At 63.7% G+C, this 20,595-nt stretch carries 16 protein-coding genes; 12 read left to right on the top strand and 4 right to left on the bottom strand.

The window, feature by feature from the left end:
- From ATB1_RS16910 to ATB1_RS16860, 11 genes are all read left to right on the top strand, one after another.
- Window positions 1–548 (top strand): energy-coupling factor ABC transporter ATP-binding protein (locus ATB1_RS16910; RefSeq protein ID WP_157837763.1); only part of this gene is annotated, 548 nt, incomplete at its 5' end.
- Window positions 545–1,504, top strand: coding sequence for an energy-coupling factor transporter transmembrane protein EcfT (locus ATB1_RS16905; RefSeq protein ID WP_042665820.1), 960 nt, complete (start codon window positions 545–547; stop codon window positions 1,502–1,504). The genes ATB1_RS16910 and ATB1_RS16905, both read left to right, overlap by 4 nt.
- Window positions 1,505–1,703: 199 nt before the next feature.
- Window positions 1,704–2,618 carry a sensor histidine kinase gene (locus ATB1_RS16900; RefSeq protein ID WP_241768321.1) on the top strand — a complete coding sequence of 305 codons (915 nt, stop codon included), beginning with the start codon at window positions 1,704–1,706 and terminating at the stop codon, window positions 2,616–2,618.
- Between the two features lie 477 nt (window positions 2,619–3,095).
- Window positions 3,096–3,737, top strand: a complete 642-nt coding sequence (gene rdfA / locus ATB1_RS16895; RefSeq protein WP_042665819.1) for a rod-determining factor RdfA — start codon at window positions 3,096–3,098, stop codon at window positions 3,735–3,737.
- Window positions 3,738–3,880: 143 nt separating this feature from the next.
- Complete coding sequence (locus ATB1_RS16890; protein WP_042665818.1) at window positions 3,881–5,821, top strand: archaea-specific SMC-related protein; 1,941 nt, start codon at window positions 3,881–3,883, stop codon at window positions 5,819–5,821.
- A 569-nt stretch (window positions 5,822–6,390) separates the two neighbouring features.
- A complete protein-coding gene (locus tag ATB1_RS16885) occupies window positions 6,391–7,164 on the top strand; it encodes an IclR family transcriptional regulator (protein WP_042665817.1) in 774 nt (257 codons plus the stop codon).
- Between the two features lie 196 nt (window positions 7,165–7,360).
- Entirely contained in the window at window positions 7,361–8,314 is a 954-nt protein-coding gene (locus tag ATB1_RS16880) for a mannonate dehydratase (protein WP_241768320.1), read from the top strand.
- Window positions 8,315–8,488: 174 nt separating this feature from the next.
- Window positions 8,489–9,559 (top strand): TRAP transporter substrate-binding protein, encoded by a 1,071-nt coding sequence (locus ATB1_RS16875; RefSeq protein WP_241768319.1) that lies wholly within the window; start codon window positions 8,489–8,491, stop codon window positions 9,557–9,559.
- Window positions 9,560–9,584: 25 nt separating this feature from the next.
- Window positions 9,585–10,136 (top strand): TRAP transporter small permease, encoded by a 552-nt coding sequence (locus ATB1_RS16870; protein ID WP_042665814.1) that lies wholly within the window; start codon window positions 9,585–9,587, stop codon window positions 10,134–10,136.
- A gap of 48 nt (window positions 10,137–10,184) precedes the next feature.
- On the top strand, window positions 10,185–11,483 hold the full coding sequence (locus ATB1_RS16865) for a TRAP transporter large permease (protein ID WP_042665813.1): 1,299 nt from the start codon (window positions 10,185–10,187) through the stop codon (window positions 11,481–11,483).
- Between the two features lie 126 nt (window positions 11,484–11,609).
- Window positions 11,610–12,377 (top strand): SDR family NAD(P)-dependent oxidoreductase, encoded by a 768-nt coding sequence (locus ATB1_RS16860; protein WP_042665812.1) that lies wholly within the window; start codon window positions 11,610–11,612, stop codon window positions 12,375–12,377.
- On the opposite strand, the gene ATB1_RS16855 is transcribed toward ATB1_RS16860, so the two are convergent.
- The 3 genes from ATB1_RS16855 to kdgK1 form a co-directional block, all read right to left on the bottom strand.
- Window positions 12,372–13,412 carry an NAD(P)-dependent alcohol dehydrogenase gene (locus ATB1_RS16855; protein ID WP_042665811.1) on the bottom strand — a complete coding sequence of 347 codons (1,041 nt, stop codon included), beginning with the start codon at window positions 13,410–13,412 and terminating at the stop codon, window positions 12,372–12,374. The genes ATB1_RS16860 and ATB1_RS16855 overlap by 6 nt on opposite strands.
- 473 nt (window positions 13,413–13,885) lie before the next feature.
- Window positions 13,886–17,050: a right-handed parallel beta-helix repeat-containing protein gene (locus ATB1_RS16850; RefSeq protein ID WP_198526136.1), complete on the bottom strand. Its 3,165-nt coding sequence runs from the start codon at window positions 17,048–17,050 to the stop codon at window positions 13,886–13,888.
- Between the two features lie 1,148 nt (window positions 17,051–18,198).
- Window positions 18,199–19,155 (bottom strand): bifunctional 2-dehydro-3-deoxygluconokinase/2-dehydro-3-deoxygalactonokinase, encoded by a 957-nt coding sequence (kdgK1, locus tag ATB1_RS16845; RefSeq protein WP_042665810.1) that lies wholly within the window; start codon window positions 19,153–19,155, stop codon window positions 18,199–18,201.
- 137 nt (window positions 19,156–19,292) lie between these two features.
- Here kdgK1 and ATB1_RS16840 point away from each other — a divergent pair, with 137 nt between their 5' ends.
- On the top strand, window positions 19,293–19,940 hold the full coding sequence (locus ATB1_RS16840) for a bifunctional 4-hydroxy-2-oxoglutarate aldolase/2-dehydro-3-deoxy-phosphogluconate aldolase (RefSeq protein ID WP_042665809.1): 648 nt from the start codon (window positions 19,293–19,295) through the stop codon (window positions 19,938–19,940).
- 200 nt (window positions 19,941–20,140) lie between these two features.
- Here the strand turns inward: ATB1_RS16840 and ATB1_RS16835 are convergent, their stop codons facing one another.
- Window positions 20,141–20,515: a Rid family detoxifying hydrolase gene (locus ATB1_RS16835; RefSeq protein ID WP_042665808.1), complete on the bottom strand. Its 375-nt coding sequence runs from the start codon at window positions 20,513–20,515 to the stop codon at window positions 20,141–20,143.
- Between the last annotated feature and the right edge of the window lie 80 nt (window positions 20,516–20,595).

Raw genomic sequence — 20,595 nt, 5'->3', positions numbered from 1 at the left:
CCCCGAACGTGGACGAACGCGTCGACGAGATTCTCGCGTATCTGGACCTCGAACACCTCGCCGACCGCGACGGTCGACTGATGAGCCTCGGCCAACAGCGCCGCGCGTCGCTGGGAATCGGGCTCGCGACCGACCCGACGGTCGTCCTCCTGGACGAACCCACGGGCAGCCTCGACCTCCAGAGCCGCCGCGAGGTGACCGGAATGCTCCGAAAGGCGGAGAGCCGCGTCGAGACCGTCGTCGTCGCCTCGCACGACCTGCAACTGGTCGCGGCGTGGGCCAACCGCGTCCTCGTCATGGGCGAGGGCGAGGTACTCGCGGACGCGCCGCCGGCGGCGGTGTTCTCCGACCCGGACCTCCTCGCCGAAACCGACCTGCGACAGCCGCAGGTGGTCGAACTGAGCCAGCGACTCGGACTGGAACCGCCCGCTCTCAGCACCGACGCGATGTGTGAGACACTGGCTCGTTCGTTCGAGGACGATGCGCTCGCCGATGGTGGTGTCGCCGATGTCTGCCGCGGGGGCGAGCCGAACGGAGGGGCGCGATGAAGTACGTCGACGCGCTCACCGACATCTCGGTCGCCGACATCAAGGTCGATTTGATGCGGACGGCCTACGACAACGAGGACGCGCTGTTGAACAGCTTCGACCCGCGAGTCGTCCTGCTTTGGACCGTGCTGTTCATGATTATCCCGTGGCTGTTCTACGACACGCTCCCGCTGGCCATCCTACTCGCGGCGGCCTTCGCGCTCGCCGCGCTCTCGCAGGTCAGCAAGTACCTGCTCGCGTTGCTCCTGTTCGGCCAAGTCACCAACGTCGGCTTCTTCGTGGTGTTGGTCCCGCTCATCGGCGGGGCGATTCAAGCGGTAGGTCACTTGGGTGACAACGCCGGCCGGGTCGTCGAAGGCGTCATGGTGGGCGACGCGAGCGTGTTCGCCGAGACCGGGAGCATCGTCGCGGCCGCGGTCGGTCGGGGCATCCACACCGCCACGACCAGCCAGGAAGTCGGAATCGACGCCGTCGGGGCGCTCGTCCCGTTCTTCCTCAAGCTCACGATTATCTCGGTCATCAGCCTCGCCGTCTTCTCGGCGATGAGCCCACAAAAGCTCAGCAAGGGGATGTTGCGTCTGGGCGTCCCTCGACAGCTCACGTTCGCCATCGCGTACGGCTACCGGATGATGCCGCTCCTCGTCGAGGAGTACCACGCGCTCATCAACTCCTTCCGCCTTCGAAGTAAGGTTCCCGAAAAGCAGGGGCTGCTCAGGTGGCGCTACTTCTACTACCTGCTGACGCTCTCGGTCAAGGCGTTTTACCCGCTGATTTTCAACGTGGCGAAGCGCTCGCGGGTCACCGTCGAGGCGATGGAGACGAAGGGGTTCTCACGCTCGCTGGGCGACGAACAGAGCCAGGCCCTCCGGACCGAGGGCATGATGGTTCGGACCAGAGACGTCACGTTCGTCTTCGGGTCGCTGCTGTTCGTCGCCGCGGTCTGGGTGTTCACCTGAGCCGACGGCACGCGTCGCCCCGCGGACTATTTTCGACTCCGTACGACTACTGAACACAAGGTACCGCTATCGAGCAGAAAGTGAGGCAGACAATCCACATAGCAACCACTTCATCGGTCATCGCCGTCAACGAGAGTATGCGAACGAGACAGAAGCCGGCGGTCGTCCGCGGGAGACGCTCGGGGCGTGGTGAGCCGAGATGAACTCCGACGCTCGGGCGGAGGGAGTACCGGCCAACGAACCGGAATCGACGGGTGAAGGACCCACCGGGGCCGCACATCGATACCTCCCGTGGGTAGTCGCCGCCGGGTCGGCTATCCCGGTCGGCGCGCAGGTCATGGTGCTCCCGCCGGACCCGACGACGACGGCGCTCGACCTCGTCGGCGAGGGCGTCGTCGTCGCCGTCCTCTTCGCGTGCCTGTTTGTAGTCCGACGGGTACGCGACCCGTTCGTCTTCTACCCGCTGGCGGGCGGCGTCGCGGCCTCGTACCTGTTCGCGCTGACCGACTTCCTCGACGAGTTCGTCGAGCAGCCCGTCTGGTTCAGCTATCTGTTCGAAGACGGGGCACAGGCGGCCGGCGCGGCGCTCCTCGTGTTCGGCATCTACCGGTGGACCGTCGCGCGACAGCGACGGGAGACCGAACTCCGCCAACAGCGCGAACAGCTCGCCGTCCTCAACCGCGTCCTCCAACACGACATCCGAAACGATGCGCTAGTCATCCGCGGGTGGGCGTCGGTCGTGCGGAAGGAGGCGGGGTCGGCGGCCGACGAACGGCTGGAGAACATCGTCGCCGCGAGCAACGGCATCATCGACCTCACCGAGAGCACGGCGCAGTTCACTGACGTGCTTACCTCGGAGCGGACCGCCGACCTCGAACCGAAGCCGCTGGCCGAGACCATCGAGGCGGAGCTTCGGAAGGTCCGAGCCGGACACGACGCCGACGTGGCCGTCTCCGGAGACCTGCCCGAGGTGAACGTCCTCGCCCACAGCATGCTCTCCGCAGTCTTCCGAAACCTCCTCGTCACGGCCGTCGAGCGGGCGGACGCCGAGTGTCCGCGAATCCGCCTGCGCGCCGAGCGTGGCGCGGAGACCGTGACCGTCCGCATCTCCTGACGACGGCCCGCCGTTCACGGAAGACGCCTTCCCGGAGGCGGGCGAGACCGTCGCGGGGTCCCCCGAGTCCCGGGGTCTCTCGCTCGTCGCCGCGCTCGTCGAACAGTTCGACGGGACTGTCGCGGTCGAAAATCACCCCGAGGGCGGCGCTACCGTCGCCGTCACTCTCAAGCTCGCCGAACACGCCGCGACTTCCCCCGCCGACCGAATCGTCGAGGGAGTCAACGAGAGCGAATCGTCACCCTCGACGTCGCGTCCGGTGAGGGGCCTCGACGCGGACGACCGAGACGACTTCGCCGCCGTGCACTCGGACCGCGAATCGCCGGCCGGTCGGGGTCCGTCTACTGGCCGCAGTGACGCCGCAAACTACTGACCGCCCATCCCGACTTCGCCTTTGTACCCTCTTTTGGGCCCTCATCTGGAATTCCGCCTCACCGCGCGTCAAGCATATGTGTTCTCCCCGAATAGCAGTCAGTAGTGAGCGACCCACACGACTCCCCGGGTGGAAAGCGCGGCCCCGAGAGCAAGGTCAACCGACTGCTCCGCGAGCGCGGTCTCGACGGGTTCGGCGCGGAGCTCGAACGGCGCTGGACCGCCGAAGCGGACGCGCGGTCGAGCCTCCGTGACCTCGCAGACGCGTTCAACCGGCGGCTCCTCCGCGCGGCGCTCGACGAGCGGAACGAACGCGTCATCGACGGCGAGGTCGAGAACCTGTACCGCGTGCTCACCGACGACGGGGTTTCGAGCGGGGCGCGAACGGAGGCGGTCCGCCGGCTCGAACGGGCCGGCGTCGACGCGGCGCGACTCGAAGCCGACTTCGTCTCGCACCGGGCGATGCGGACGTATCTCACCTCGTACCGCGGGGTGACGCCGCCGTCGGAGGCCGACAGCGACGATGGTGACCTCCGCGAACGCCGGTCGGAGACCATTCGACGCCTGCTGGGTCGCGTCGAGCGCGTCACCGACAAGTCGCTGTCCGACCTCGCGGCCGCCGACGAACTCGACTTCGCTCCCGACGCCGCCGAGGTGTACGTCGACGTTCGCGTCCACTGCCCGGGCTGTAACTCCCAATACACGGTCGAAGATCTCATCGATAGGGGCGGTTGCGACTGCGAGTAGTCCGTTTCGCGCTCTCCGCACCACGGTTTCGAGCGACCAGTGACGCCCGAATTCTCGGGTCAAAAAGCGTTCCACCGATAGCTGTGGAACGAGTTTTGGGCCCGTCACCAACTGTTTTCACGGCCCCCCGTGTGGAACACCGTATGGCCACGACGAACGGACCGGCCCGCCTGACCGTAGCGCGGTTCGCCGGCCTCGACGACGCGACCGTCGAGTTCGAGCCCGGCGTCTCCGTCGTCACGGGACGCGACGCGGCTGACCGAACACCGCTTCTGTGGGGTCTCGCGGCCGCGCTGGGAAGCGATGAACTTCCGTTTAACGAGGGCTTTGACGGCGGTCGGATCGAACTCGCCGTCGAGAGCGAGACGTACACGCGGTCGTTCGTGAGGGAGGGCGACCGCGTCGTCGCGTCCGGCGACCCGTACCTCGAAGACTCGACGACTGCCGACCTGTTCGCGTTCCTGCTCGGCTCCGACGAAGCCCGACAGGCGGTGACCGGCGAGCGCGACCTGCGGGCGCTCGTCACGCACTCGGTCGACATCGACGCCGTCAACGAGGAAATCGCGGACCTCCACGCCGAGCGCGCCGAGTTAGACGACCGAATCGCGGAGCTGTCCACGCTCGAATCCGAGCGGCCCCGACTCCGCGAGCGCCGCGACGAACTGGACGCGGCCGTCGAGCGCTTGGAGACCGAATTGGCAGACCGGCGAGAGACACTCGCTCGAATCGAACCATTGGCCGTCGACACCGACGCTGACGCCCGGACGGAAACCGATGCCGACGCGTCGGACGCGGAGACGCGGGCGGACCGATTACGGGAGTTGAACGCGGCGCTCGACGACGCCCAGTTCGAACTCGAGGCCGAGCGGGAGTCGCTTGACGCGCTCGACGCCGAACTCGACGAGGTCGAATCAGCACTCGCGTCGTGTCCCGCCGACCCCGCCGGCGAACTCGACGAGTTGACCGACGAACTTTCCGAGTCACGCGCGCGAAAACGACGGTTAGACGCGGACATCACCGACGTGCAGCGGACGCTACGGTTCAACGAACAGTTCCTCACGTCGGGGACGTCGCCCGTCACCGCGAGCGCGGGCGAGGACGGCGGAGCCGACGACGACCGGGTCGTCTGCTGGACGTGCGGGACCTCGGTCCCCGAAGCGAGCATCGAATCGACGCTCGACCAACTCCGGACGCTCCGCGACGACCGCCGCGAGGAGCGCGCCGAACTCACCGACCGTCTCGAACGACTCCAAGAACGCCGGTCGGAACTCGAAGACCAGCGACGACGGCGACGCGACCTCGAAACTCGACGCGAGGAGTTACGCCGCGAGCACGACGAGCGCCGGGCACGAGTCGAGGACCTCGAAACCCAACGCGACGACCTCGAATCGGATATTGCCGACCTGAGACGCGATGCCGAGGCCGCGGAGTCGGACGACCGCGCCGCGGTTCTCGCTGCCCACCGGGAGGTCAACCGGGTCGAGTTCGAGTTGGAGCGGCGACGCGAGGAGCGTGCCGCCGTCGTCGACGACCTCGACTCCCTCGAAGCCCAACTCGACCGGCGGGCGGACCTCGAAGCTCGGCAGGACGAAATCGACGACCGAATCAGCGAGTGCCGCGGTCGTATCGAACGGCTCGAACGCGCGGCTGTCTCGGCGTTCAACGACCGGATGGCGGACGTCCTCGATGCCCTCGAATACGACCCCCTCGCCCGTCTCTGGATCGAGCGACGGAGCGACGGAGACGCCCTCGACGACGCAGACACGGCTCTCACGGGGCGATTCGTCCCGCACATCGAGCGCCGGACGGACGATGGAACCGTCTACGAGGACGTTATCGACCACCTCCCGGCGTCCGAGCGCGAGCTTATCGGTCTCGTGTTCGCCGTCGCTGGCTACCTCGTCCACGAAGTGTCCGACGAGGTTCCGTTCTTCGTTCTCGACTCGGTCGAGGCCATCGATGCCGACCTCGTTCGCAGGCTCCTCGCCTACGTCGGCCAGGATGCCGACTACGTCGTCGTCGGCCTGTCTGGTGAGAACGCGCAGAGCCTCCCGGACTCGTACCGACGATTTCGGGCTCAGTGACTCCGACTTGGCGGTCCGAAACGACCTGAACGTGACAGGCATAGCTCTGTAATTACAACCCACTGAAAGCGAACTACTCGAGGAGATGACCGTGCCATGCAGGAGTTACACGGGTAGGCCTGTTATGCACGGCCGGTCTCACTCGCAGCGACATCGTAGGGACCGGCGTGTAGCCGGGACGCGAGCGGCGGTTCGAGTGCCTCGTCGGCTCGTTTCGTGTTGATGAATCCGTCCAAAACGGGAATCAGCGGCAGAACCGGGTTGTTCGCGATTGGCAGCAGTTCTACTCATAGTAGAAGTACGTGAGGCGGACAAGCGCCTCTGTGCTTGGTGTGCTCCGTGAGCACATGTGTCTATTTGAATGGAAACCGAATCTCACGTATCGAATCACTCACCGATTCGGATTAATTATGAACATTCGTCAATCACCAGAGAGACACCCCACGGCATCAGTACGACGACAGCGAGGGTAAACCCGCGTGCGACGGCGTCGGTCGCGGTCGCTACCGACTTCGTGGGACGTTTCCACTATCAGTAGAATTTATCTGTCCCGCTCCGAAAGGCGAACTATGGCACCTAACGAAAGCGAAGGCGGCGGCAAGCGCGTGAAGGCGGTCATGCGCTCGTACCGGGTAATCGGTGTTCTGCGAGAGCAAGGAACGGTGCGGATTAATGACGTCGCGGATGCACTCGAGGTGCCGACCAGTACCGCGCACGTACATCTGAAAACTCTCGAGGCGGCGGGGTACGTCGTCAAGGACGAACACGGGTACCGACTCGGCCTTCGGTTCCTCCGCGACGGAAGCATCACCCGGGGGCGCTTGGACGTGTACGGCGCGTCGCGGTCCGAAATCAAGGACCTCGCGGAGTCGACCGGCGAGGTGGCGAATCTCGGCGTCGAGGAGAACGGACAGCGGGTCATCGTCTACCAGGCCGAGGGCGACAAGGCGGTGTACGACAACGCGCCGATCGGCGAGTTCACGCACATGCATTGGACCGCGCTCGGAAAGGCGATTCTCGCGGAACTCCCCAGCGAGCGGGTGACCGAAATCGTCGACGAGTACGGACTCCCGACGAAGACCGACCACACGATTAGCGACCGGGGCACGCTCCTCGAAGAACTCGAGACGATACGGGAGCGGGGGTACGCGCTCGAAGACGAAGAGCGCCGAGACGGGATTCGGTCCATCGCGGTTCCGCTGGTCAGCGACGGGTCGGTCATCGGCGCGGTGTCGCTTTCCGGACCGAAAGAGCGGTTCAACGACGACCGAATCGTGGACGAACTGTTCCCGGCGCTCAGAGACCGGCAGAACGTCATCGAGGTCAAGTACGCGTACGACTGAGCGCCATGCCCCGGTCGTTTCATCGGGTCGAACGAAATCCTTCCACTATGAGTGGATTGGAACCTCACAAAGATACGTTATGGATTCAAAACTGGCTGTAGAAGGGCTCTAGGGGCCGATTCGTTGGTTCGCCGGACGACGACGCCGACAGCTGTGCGAAACGCTTTTACTTAGAGTGAGTCTGGAATGTGAGTGTATGAATCCAGCAGTGATGCTGCCTCCCTCCCCGGACAGACGGTGGACCCTCGCCAAGCAACTCGGCGTCGAAAGCGCCGTCGTACGGTTCTGGGGCGTCGACGACTGGTGGGAGTACGAGACGTTACTCGAAACCCGAAATCGGTTCGCAGACCACGGATTCTCACTGGACGTCGTCGAGGACCGTCCGCCCATGGAGCGAACGGTTCTCGGTCAGGAGGGTCGAGACGAGGAGATCGAGACGGTGAAACGACTGCTTCGGAACATGGGACGCCTCGGCATCGACGTGTACTGCTGGGTGTGGACCGAAAACCCCGTCGGCGTCATCAGAACCTCCGATTCGATTCCGGACCGCGGTGATTCGCTCGTCACCGGGTACGACCACGAGTGGCTGGAGCGCGCCGAGGACCACCCCGCGGCGGGTATCACCGAGGAGGAACTGTGGGACAACCTCCAGTACTTCCTTGACGAAGTCGTGCCGGTCGCCGAGGAGGCGGGCGTCAAGATGGCACTGCACCCGGACGACCCGCCAGTCGAGGAGCTTCGGGGAGTTCCCCGCCTCGTCACGTCGCTCGAACGGTACGAGCGCGTCTTGGAACTCCACGAGAGCCCCAACCACGGCGTCACGTTCTGCCAGGGGAACTTCGCCGCGATGGGTGAAGACGTTCCATCGGCGATTCGGCGCCTCGGAGCGCAGATTCACTTCGTCCACTTCCGCGACGTCGAAGGGACGCCCGAGTCGTTCGTGGAGACGTGGCACGACGACGGGCCCACGGACATGGCGGCGGCGATGGAAGCGTACCAAGACATCGGTTTCGACGGGGCGATTCGCCCCGACCACGTCCCCAAAATGCTCGGCGAGGAGGACCGAGCGGAAGCGCATGCGGGGTACACCGACATGGGCCGACTGTTCGCAATCGGCTACATGAAGGGCCTCATCGAACGCGGACGATAACACCGTATCCGACAGGTCGGCCTCGCCTTGCTTCGTCCCGACCGGAGATTGCCGGCGATTGCGCCGAGTGACGAGTCGAACTACCCGGAGCAGCTGACACCTATCCTATGATATATTATTAAAATGAATTATTGCGATAGATATAAGTACCAGTGTAGAATCGTTGTGAATGGTATGCGTAGACAAAGCCGACGGAGCTTCATGGAACAGCTCGGGCTACTTACTGGCACCGGGGCAATCGCATCGATGGCTGGCTGCATGGGCGGCGGTTCCGACTCCGAAAACGACGGTACGACCGAGTCAGACGGCTCAGACACTGACACGACGGAGAGCGGTGGCGGCGGTCAGAGCCAATCGCTCATCATCGGGAGCGTCTTCCCCAGCGGGCACGTCATCAACGAGATGGCCAAGGAGTGGGCGTCCTCCGTCGAAGAGGAGACTGAGGGGCGCGTGGCCATCACCATCGAGGAGTCCTTCGGTGGCGAAAAGGAGGTCATGGAACAGACGCAGATCGGGTCCATCGACGGGACCATCATCGGGACGCGCTGGGTCATCGACTACGACCCCAAGAACTTCTGGGTCGAGTCGCCGTTCGTCTTCGAGGGCTGGGAACAGCAGCGACGCGCCTTCCAGACGGAGTTCTTCGACGACGGCCGACAGCGCCTCCGCGAGCAGGGCAAGCAGATGCTCGTGAACGAGCCGGTGTACCGCGGCTACCGACACACGACCGGGAACAAGGCCTTCGAGACGCCCGAAGACATTCAGGGAACCAACCTGCGGGTGCCCGACCTCACCCCGTGGGTGAACATCTGGAGCGGCATCGGCGCGAGTCCGACCACCGTCGCCTTCGACGAACTCTACAGCGCGCTGCAGCAGGGCGTCGTCGACGCTCAAGAGAACCCCGCCGAGACCGTCCGGTCGTCTTCGCTGTACGAGGTACAGGACTACTACACGCTGACCAAGCACCTCGCGTCGACGGGCTGGTTCACGCTCGGCACCCAGGCGCTTTCGAACATTTCCGACGAGGACCAGACGACGATGGTCGACTCGCTGACGTCGAGCATCCAAGAGCTCAGCAGCAGCATCGCTGAATCGGAGTCGCAGGCCATCGAAGCGCTGAAAGAACAGGGTATGAACGTGGTCGAACCCGACCGAGACGCGTGGTTAGAGGCGGCGAAGGAGCCGCTCCAGACGCAATTCGAGGAGAACTGGGAACCGTCGCTCGAAGAAGTGCGAAACATTTGAGCGGACGCTTACTCGTAGAGCACCCATGGAAGAAGTAAACCTCGCAACGAAAATCGGCCGGCTTTTCGACGGGTTGGTCACATCCATCGCGTTAGCACTCTACGTGCTGATGATACTCGTCGTCGGGTTACAGATTCTGACCCGCTGGGCCTTGGGTTCGATACTCGGGTCGAGTCTCCCGTGGACGGTCAACCTCTCGCAGATGCTGCTCGTGTACATCACGTTCTTCGGCGCGGCGGTCGCCAGTCGAAAGCGACAGCACATCTCGCTCGACCTCCTCGTCTCGCGGCTCTCGGACGACGTCATCCGAGTCCTGACCGGCCTTCGGACGCTCCTCATCCTCGCGTTCGTCGGCGTCATGGTCTCGGGAGCGTACCCGCTGTACCTACAGAACCGGGGATTCGGGATGGGAGCACTCCCGTCGCACCCGCCGTTCACCGAAGCGTGGCTGTACGTTCCCGCCGTCGTCGGCGGTATCTGTATCGGTATCTACGCGCTTCGTGACCTGTGGCTCGTCGCCGTCGAGCCCGAAACGATCATCGAGGACATCAAAGGAGAAGACGAAAATGCAGACTGAACGCCGACCCGCCACCGAGACGCGCCCGCTCCAAGAGGGGTGCCGCTGATGGCCGACGTCGTCCTGCTCGGCCTGTTCATCGGCGTCCTGCTCGTGCTGTACCTGTTCGAGGTACCCGTCGTGTACGCACTGGGGCTGACGAGTCTCATCCTCATGTGGACCACGTCGATTCCGTTCGAGCCGCTTCTGGTGGCCCAGACGATGGTCTCCGGGACCAACTCGTTCGTCCTGCTAGCGATTCCGCTGTTCCTCCAGACGGGGCTGTTGATGAACAAACTCGGCCTGACGGACGTCATCTTCGACTTCGCGAAGGCCATCGTCGGGCCAATTCGCGGCGGCCTCGCCCACGTCAACATCGTCGCCAGTATCATCTTCTCCGGAATGACGGGGACCGCGGCGGCGGACGCCGCGGGTCTGGGGGCCATCGAGTACCGGGCGATGCGCGAGGAGGGATACGACCAGGGGTTCAGCGTCGCCGTCACCGGGTCGTCATCCATCATCGGCCCGATTATCCCGCCGAGCGTCCCGCTCATCATCTACGGGATTCTCGCACAGGTCTCGATTGGCACGCTGTTCATCGCTGGACTCGTCCCGGGGCTGGTGATGGGCGTCGGGTTGATGATACTGTGTAGTTTCTACGCCCATCGGAACGGCTACGAGAAAGGCGACTGGTGGTCCCTCGGCGAAATCGGTCGGACGTGTTACCGGGCGCTTCCCGCGCTCGGCACCCCGGTGCTCATCATCGGCGGGATTCTCGGCGGCTGGTTCACCGCAACCGAGGCGGGCGCAGTCGCGCTGTTCTACACGCTCATCATCGGGACCGTCTTCTACGACGGCCTCTCGCGGGAGGAACTCGTCTCGTCGTTCGACGAGGGAATGACTCACACCGCGACGCTCACGTTCATCGTCGCGGCGGCGTCCCTGTACGGCTTTCTCATCCGGCGTGCACAGCTCCCAGAGATTCTCGCACAGGCGATTACGGGTGTGTCGACGGACCCGCTCGTGCTCATGTTGCTCATCGCCGGCGTCCTGTTCATCGTCGGGCTGATGCTGGAGACGATTGCGGCGATCACCATCCTCACGCCGGTGTTCCTGCCCATCGTCGAGCAGACCGCAATCAGCCCGATTCACTTCGGCGTCGTGATGATCGTCACGCTGATGATCGGCCTGCTCACGCCGCCGTTCGGCGTCATCCTGTTCGTGCTCAACGCCGTCACCGGCGTCTCGCTCGAACGGATTACCCGGCACATGGTCCCGTTCTACCTGCCGCTTTTGTTCACCCTCCTGTCGATTATCGTCTTCCCGGAGCTCGTCCTCTGGCTTCCCCGCGCGATAGGGCTCGCCTGAGCGACTGCTCCATCTTCTTTTTAGACGACCACCGGCGGCGCGCAGACGGGAGTACGAGAGCGGTTCGCGCCGTGAGTTCGTCTGTCGACCGCAAGAGTTAGCATGCCATGGCCGGTCGAATCGAGTATGGTTGAGACATCACCCACGGTTACCGTATCGGATAGCGCCGCGGTCGTCATCGGCGGTACGAGCGGCATCGGGCGGGCTATCGCGCTCGCCTTCGCCGACGACGGCGCCGACGTGGTGGCGACGAGTCGCAGTGCGGACGCCGTCGAGGAGACCGCCGAGGAACTCCGCGCTCGCGGCGCAGAGACCGCCGAAGTGACGTGCGACGTCAGAGACAACGAGTCGATAGAGAACCTCTACGAGGTCGCCAGCGACGCCATCGGCGACATCGACATCCTCGTGAACTCGGCGGGGTCGGTCGCGAGAGCGTCCGTCTCCGAGATGAGCGACGACCAGTGGAACCAGGACATCGACGTGAACCTGACGGGCGTCTTCCGGGCGTGCCGCGTCTTCGGTCGCGAGATGGAGTCTGGAAGCATCGTGAACATCTCCTCGATGTCTGCACAGCAGGCCCGCGAGGAGCGCCCGGCCTACTGCGCCGCGAAAAGCGGCGTGAACGGGCTCACGCGCGCCGCGGCGGCCGACCTCGCGCCCGACGTGCGCGTCAACGCAATCGAGCCGGGGTTCGTCAAAACCCCGCTCGCCGGCGACGGCTTCAACGAGGGAACCGAACTGCGAGAGAAGATAGACGAGGGAACGCCGATGGAACGCGTCGCGACGCCGGACGAAATCGCGGGCGCGGCCGTCTACCTCGCCAGCGACGCGGCATCGTTCACGACGGGCGCGGTCATCACCGTCGACGGCGGCTACAACGACAACGCGCTATAGCTCGTCGCTGACGCGGATTACTCCTTTTACTTCTTCGGGCTCGGCCGCGCGGTCGAAGGCGGCCTGCGTGTCCTCGAACGACGACTCGAAGGTCACGATACTGTCCACGTCGAACCGGCCCGTTTCGATTCCCTCGATGGCCGCCGGATACGTGTTACTGAACCTGAACGACCCCTTCAGGTCGTACTCCTGGCCGATTGTCTCGACGATGTCGGTGGGGAACTCGGGTTCGAGAGGGATGCCGACGAAGACGACGGTGCCGCCGCGTTTGACGGCCTCGGTCGTCGTCTCGATAGCGCCGCCGAAGCCAGAGCTTTCGAGAACCACGTCGACGCCGCGTTCGTCGACGTGTTCGCGAATCGTCTCGACGGGGTCGGACTCCGTCACGTCGACCGCGTAGTCGACGCCGCGGGACTCGGCGAGTTCGAGCTTTTCGGGGACTACGTCGGTCAAGACGACCGTCTCGGCTCCGCGGGCCATCGCGACTTCCGAGACGAGTTGGCCGATGGGGCCGCCGCCCGTGACCAACACCGTGTCGCCCTCGGAGACGCCGCCGCGCTGACAGGCGTGCATCGCGACGCTCAGCGGCTCCGCGAGTGCCCCTTCGCGGAGCGACACCGAGTCCGGAAGCGCGTACAGGTACTCGGCGGGCCACGCGACGTACTCGGTTAGTGCGCCCTCGACCGGCGGCGAAGACATGTACTCCATGTCCTCACACAGGTGGTAGGTGTCGTCACCGGCGCAGTATTCGCACTCTCCGCACGGGAGGCCGGGTTCGATTGCCACGCGGTCGTCGGGACCGACGCGGGAGACTTCGTCTCCCACCTCGACGACGGTGCCGGCCGCCTCGTGACCGAGGACGTGGGGGAAGTCGACGACGTTACCGCCGTTTTCGCCGTGCTGGTAGTAGTGTAAGTCGGACCCGCAGATGCCGACGCGGTCGATTCGAACCAGGACTTCGTCGGGGCGGATTGTCGGGAGGTCCCGCTCGACAAGTGTGAATTCACTAACAGCTGTGAGCTCGCAGGTTCGCATGGTTGTACCGAGGAGAATTACGGTTATATTCCTTTTGCCGTGTGGGTCACGACAGGCGGTAGTACGGGGAGTATTCACCGCACTCGTCCGGTGCGTTCGCCCGGTCAGTGGGCAGCAAAATAACACAGACGAACCCAACAATAGTTTCACAAATAAACACGTTTGCGAACTCGACATAGTTTGGATTATTTAGATTAGTATACATGGTGGCGTTTTTGAGTGATTATCTACCGTCCTATCTGCAAACAAGTGTATTTTACAGTCAAACAGTAGATATTCACAAAAAGCATATCAAGAACCGGTAACCAATATTGTACAATTCGAACACTTATTAGTCCGGTGCCACTACGGTTTTGCACTGACCGAAGTGAGACACACGACAGAGCCACGGTGTGACACGTTCTCCGGGGAAAGCGTCGCGATACTTCGTCGCGTGGCGGGACGCTATCTGCGACGGTCGTCAGGGGGCGCGTTCACCCTCGCGTCGCCAAGATATATGCGACCCCAGTGAGTCCGGCCCACGCGACACCCGCGGCGAGACCGACACCGACCAGCGAGGCGGTACCGACGAGTCCGCCGATGAGCCAGACGAGGACGGCCGCTCCCGCCAACAGTTGTATTCGAAGGCCGCTCACCGGGGGCGACCGACGCTGAAGGGTCAGCACCATCCCGTAGCCGCCGAGACCCAGCGCACCCACGTAGAACCCGCCTCCGAGAAGGCCCCACACCGAGGCCAGTCCGCCGAGGAACCCGCCGTCGGTCGAATCGTTCGTCGGCGACTGAGCCGTGGTCGTCGCCCCCGCCGTGTTCGGGGAGGCCGCTGTCGTCATCGTAGGAGTCGCTTCGGGTGGCGCAACACCAATCGTCGTCGTGACAGTGTCGCTGTCGATTCCGAGTCGACTCTCGACGGCTAACCCGACGTCGAGGGGCTGTTCGCCCATCGTGACGCTGAGTTCGGGGGTCGACTGCACCCGCTCGGTCCCGTTCACGAAGAAGTGATAGCGACCGACTGGCGAGATGTCGCCCGTCGAGCCGGCCCCGGAGAGTCGGAGTTGGCTCGCGGCGCTCGCCGTCGCCGGGGCGTCGATTCGGGCGGTCGGACGGGCATACAACCCGCCGGGTGCCGCGGTTCGGAACGGCGTGAAATCGACCCAGCCGCGCTCGGTGACGACGGGGTTCCCCTCTCCGGACGGGAGAATCGACGAGTGATACGGACCGCTGGCAGCGCCCCAGTAGTTGGACTCGGCGTCGACGGTGCGAATCGGGTCCACCACGATTCGGGCGGTCGCGTTCGCGCTGACCAGCGGCTCGATATCGACCGTCAGACCGCGCTCTTGGCCGTAGATACTGTTGTTGACGACGTGGTGGGTCCTGGTTCCCTCGCCGGCCGTTTGGACCCCGATACCCGTCGGGAGCGCGCCGCTCACGCGACGAATCGTCAGGGCGCTGGCTTCCGCGCTCCGCGTCTCGCTTTCGCCGTCCGTCCGTAGGACGACGACCGTGTCGTCCCAGAGCCGAGCGACCGTGAGCCGCTGTGTCAACTCGGGATTGGCGACGAGTTCTTCCAGCGGAACCGTCGACTCGGCCTGGTTGATGATCGCACCGGACGCACCCTCCGCGACGTACACCCCCGTTCCCGGCGTCACCCTCGAAACGAGAACCGGGTCCGCAAAGGCGTTCGTGTTGAACACGATGTCGTTGTCCCGAACGTCGGTCTCGACGACCCCGCGGACGACGACGCCGTAGGAGTTGGCGGCGATAGTGTTGTTGGCGACCGAAAGCTTGCCTCGATGCGTTATCGGGCTGGCGACGAGCAGTCCCGCACCGGCGTTGTTCGCCAGTCGGTTCTCGCTGACGTTCGTCCGGTGAATAATCAGGTTCGAGCGGACCGAAACGGCGTGACCCTCGTTATCGTGGACGGTGTTATTCAGGACGTCGACCCCGCGCGCCGCCGCTCCCGTCTGGATCTCCAGTCCCGTCCCTTCGTTGTCCCGGACGGTGTTGTCCGCCAGTGTGAGACCCGACACGACGGTCCCATCGAGGGCGAAACCGTCGCCGCCGTTCTCGACGAAGCGGTTCCCACGAACGTCGCTCCCCCGCGTCAGCCAGTTGTTGACGTGGACAGCGTCCCCGCCGTTACCGCGAATCGCGTTGTCGGTGAGTTGCAGATTCAGTTCGAGACTGCGAGCGGTGAGGTCGACGCCGTGGCCGACGTTGTCCGCGAGCGTGTTGTCACGGATAGTAACCGCGCCGGGTTGCGGGAGTTGGGTCCCTGACTGGCGGATACGGATGCCAGTCCGAGCGCCGCGAACCTCGTTTCCGGCCACGGTCGCCGTCGTCTCGTCGCGAGCGTCGAGTTGGATACCGGCGTCACCGGCGGTGATGTGGTTGTGCAGCAGCGTCGTGTCGCTCCGGGCCGCACGAACCGCGATTCCGCTGCCCGCGGTCGCCGAAACCTCGTTGTTCAACAGCCAGAGCCGGCCGACGCCGTCGGCGGCGGCGAAGACCCCACTCCCGTTGATATCGCGGAACGTCGACTCGCGAACGGTGAGCTGTCGCACGCGCGTCGTCGGGTCGGCACGCTCGACCGGCGACGTGATGTTTCCGACGACGAGCGAACCCCGAACACCGTCCGAGAGCTGTGAGACCGTCGCCTTACGCAGGTCGACCGCCACGGGATAGATACCACGGGTCTCCGGATTGAGGACATCGCCGTACTCGACGAGAAGGCGGCCGTCACTCGGGATACTGACCGGTCTCGACAGCGAGATGCGCACGCGTCCGTCCGTCCCCGAGACATCGGTGACGAGCGAGTCGAACGACCGCTCTATCGTTCCGTTTCGGTTGCTATCGAGGCCGATGCGGGCGATGCTCTCCGCGTCGACGTCGTCGACCGAACCGGCGTCGGCGTACCGGAGTTCTATCGTGTCGAACGTCACGCCGACGCCGGCATCGAGCGACAGCGTGTGGTTCGACCGGTTGTCTCGCGTCGCGGGCGACGCCGTAACTGAGGTCTCGCCGGTCGCGCCCCTCAGGGGCGTCGCCCGAATCGCGTGCCCGTCGATGCGGCGGAACGCCGACCGCTCGATGGTAATCGGCGGCGTCGATGCGGTGTCGCCGACCGACACCCCGGCGTTCGAAAAGTCACGGAACGCCGAGTCGGTAATCGTAATCGACCCGTCTGCACGAGTCACGGTGACACCGCTCGTGCCGCCCTGTAGGGTCGTGTTGCGCACGACGAGCCGAGAGTCGCTCGTCCCGTTGTAGCGGATGCTCGCCCACCGGCGTTCGGCGGCGGCCCCCTCACTCCGGGAAATCGTCACCGGCTGGGCCACCGTGCCGTCGACAACGAGTGAGCCGTCCACGGAGAGCGTGATTCCCTCGGCGAGTTGAACGTCGGTCCCGGGGCGTATCGTCAACGTCGTCCCGGGGTCGATGTGGACGCTCTGGATGATTCGGTAGGGGCCGTCTTCCGGCGTCCACGTCGTGTCCGCAGTGATGTCCGATTCCACGAACGTGGTGTTCGCCTCGCTTTGGGCGGCCGCCGCCGGACTGGCGAGTGGGACGAAAAGCGACACGACGACGAGTACGACCAGTATTCGCCGAGTCCAGCCGAGAGATGAGGAAGTCAAGAACATTATGCGTCAGCGTAGATATAGGATATATGTGATTTCCACGAGATATAAATGAAGTGGTACTCGGCTCTGAAATCGGCGGAGATCAGCCGTCGGCCGTCACGACTTCCGTTCACACGGAGAGACGCATACAGTTCGCACAATACTACAACTTCTAGCGACCGAATCAAGCGCTCGATGGACGACCAGTTGAGGAGGTCACTAACTATGCAGTGCCTCACAAGAGCGTCAATGAAATGTCTGTCATATTAACTCATCACCCACGCGAACGACGTCGGGGCCGGAGTAGTCCGCGTAGATGACTGGGTTCCGATACTGGCCGTCGTCGAGGTTCGGATCCAAGACTGTTGAGGTGTGTTTCATGATGACTGACAACAAGTAACGTCTGAATAAACATTGTGTTCAGGGCCCTCGATTGTACGGCGTTGAACGCTCTCATTAAGTTGTCTGTCGATAACAGAGATATATAAGATAACTGTCTGAATTTGCCTGAGAAACGTCGAATTGCGCTGCAGTCGAGGAGACCAATATCGGGATCAACCGCTGATAGTTTTGCATACATACTACAATACATTATGAGAAATAAGATGCTCGCCGACGAATTTTTCAGCCGACATGGTGCCGACCTAACGGCTGTATTTCATCATCGCCGCTCGGAGAATCACGACATCTCAGGTCCTGTACTCTTGGTGATCTCTACGTCTATTAGACATCAGTCTCTAGATTTGAATCGAGCAGTCGGCTCGACTACGTTGAGCGAAACCTCACCGAACCGTGGTTTCAGATCCGCAAAACCCGAGTCGGCCGCGTCCACAACTCGTGGGTGAGTAGCCGTGGTACTTTCTCAATTAATATGCAAGACTACATGACACGAGAACATCCAACGACCGCATCAATCACTCAACAAACGAACGCCGTCCGATATTGTAAATAAATATATAAAATTATGTCAGAAATCATTATTATCTTGCATCCATCACAATGTGAAATCGAAGCTATTTGCCATCAGTTTTCGGAGTGGCTCCCTCAAGTGCGACCTGCCTCGGCGTCGCCTCAGGCGAGTCGTGATCGCGGTCAACCACGACAAACCGGGCATGTGAAACAGCCACCCTCGTATCTCTCGTATCGGCCGCTGAGTCGGTGAACCGTGGTTACCGGCTGATTCCACCGCCGGACTGCTCGCACACGCGCTCGACCTCGGCGGGAGTGATGACGGCTACGTCACCATCCAGCGTTCGCTTGAGGGCCGCCGTCGCAGCACCCGTTTCGAGTGCGTCAGGGACGGGTTCACCGCGAATCCGTGAGGCGAGATAGCCGCCGACGAAGGCGTCGCCCGTACCTATCGGGTCGATTGTCTCGGTTTCGAACGCACCTTGCTCGTACGTCTCGCCGTCGGCGCGGGCGAGTGCGCCCTCGTCGCCGCGCGTGACGAGCACTGTCTCGAAGCCGAACTCCGCTTCGAGCGACGCCGCAATCGCGGCCGCGTCGCCGTCGCGTCCGAGGACGGTTCGGGCGTCGCGCGCCGCAACGACGAATACGTCGACGAGCGGGAAGAGCGGTTCGAGCGTCTCGCGTGCCGCTTCAGGACTCCACAGCTTCGACCGATAGTTCAGGTCGAATGCGGTGGTCGCCCCCGCGCTCCGCGCGGCGTCGAGAAGCGAACGCGTCGTCGATTCCAACTGGTCGGACAGTGCGGGCGTGATGCCGCTCGTGTAGTAGTAGGTCGCGTCTTCGAGGAGGCGCGTCGGGAGTTCGTCGGGCGTCGCAGTCGTCACCGCGGCGTCCGCCCGGTCGTAGATGACCGACGTGCCACGCGGCTCGCCGCCATGTTCGAGGTAGTACGTTCCTTGTCGGTGGTCGTCGCTCCAGGCGACCGCGGGTTCGACGCCGTGTCGACGCACGTCGGTCGCGACCCGGTGGCCGAGCGCCGAGTCGGGGAGTTTCGACAGCCACGCGGCGTCGGCTCCGAGCCTGCTGGCCGCGATGGCGACGTTCGACTCCGCCCCGGCGGTGCTGAACCGCAGCGTGTCACTCGTCTCTAAGCGGCCTCCTCTCGGAGGTGATAGGCGAACCATCGTCTCGCCGAAGGTCACCAGTTCAGGCGTCACAGTATCCACTCCGTCGGGGCGGGTTTTGCATACTCGAAAGTCGCGGAGTCGCGTGATAAGGACTCCGCTCTGGACGAAGTTTGCACCCGGCAGTCGTGGACCCCGAAGGTTAAGCCGTGGGTCGTCCTGCTACGGATATGATCGCTTCCACCGCCCAGCGAATCGCAGAGTCGGGTATCGTCGCAATCATCCGCGGGAACGACCCCGAGACGGCGATCGAGACGGTCGACGCGCTCCGCCGCGGCGGGGTTTCGACGGTCGAGATAACCGCGAACACCGAAGGCGTCCTCGATATGATTCGAGACGTGTCTGAGTCGTTCGCGGCCGACGAGGTCTCCGTCGGCGCGGGGACCGTCCTCGACGCGGAGACGGCGCGGGCGACGACCCTCGCCGGCGCAGAGTTCATCGTCACACCGTCGTTCGATGAGGGCGTCGTCGAAACCGCGAACCGTTACGGCGCGCCCTCGCTCGTCGGTATCGCCACGCCGACCGAAGCCGTGAACGCCTTCGAGGCCGGTGCTGACATGGTGAAGGTATTCCCTGCGGGCACGCTCGGACCGGGGTTCGTCTCGGCGCTCGGCGGCCCGCTCGGCCACATTCCGACCGTCCCGACCGGCGGGGTCGGACTGGACAACGTCGGCGAGTTCTTCGATGCGGGCGCGACGGCCGTCGGTGTCGGTAGTTCCATCGTCGACACCGAAGCCATCGCTCGCGGCGAGTTCGACGTTATCGAAGCGAACGCCCGAGCGTTCAGAACGGCTGTCGAATCCGCACGGTCGGAGTAGGAGTTCGTTCGGCTCCGACGGCCGCGACAACCGAGGTGTCGCGCGTTCTGAACTACACGAAGCGAAGGCGGAACCCGACGGTCCACACTGCTTCGGGACCACGGGGAAGGTAGCGTCGTCACTCCCGACGCGGTGTTGCGCCGTTGGCTTCCGTTCTCACCTTACAGTGGACCGAGTCTTGGAGTCGTTGGCTCGGTACGTCACTGCTCGGCGACGACCTCGATTTCCACGTCGATGTCGACGGGGAGTTTCACGACCTCGACGGCGCTCCGTGCTGGATACGGTGCAGACATGTACTCGCCGTAAACCTCGTTCACCTCGTCGTAGTAGCGCATGTCCTTGAGGAAGACGGTGGCTTTCACCACGTCCGCAAGCGACGACCCGCCGGCCTCCAGAATCGCCTCGACGTTCTCGAGGGTTCGCTTCGTCTGTTCCGCCGGCGTCCCGTCGATGACCTTGCCCGTTTCGGGGTCAACGGGGCCCTGTCCAGAGACGTAGAGTTTGTCGCCCGAGATGATGCCCTGCGAGTACGGTCCGATGCTGTCCGGTGCGTCCGCTGTGGTTAGTTCTTTCATCGTTGATGTGGTTACCGTCGTGATGGTACTTCGTCCGCGTCGTACACCTCATTGATGAACGACGTCGAGAGACTCGTCGT

This window comes from Haloferax sp. ATB1 (assembly GCF_000730175.1).
This window is presented reverse-complemented; position numbering and strand designations above follow the sequence as displayed.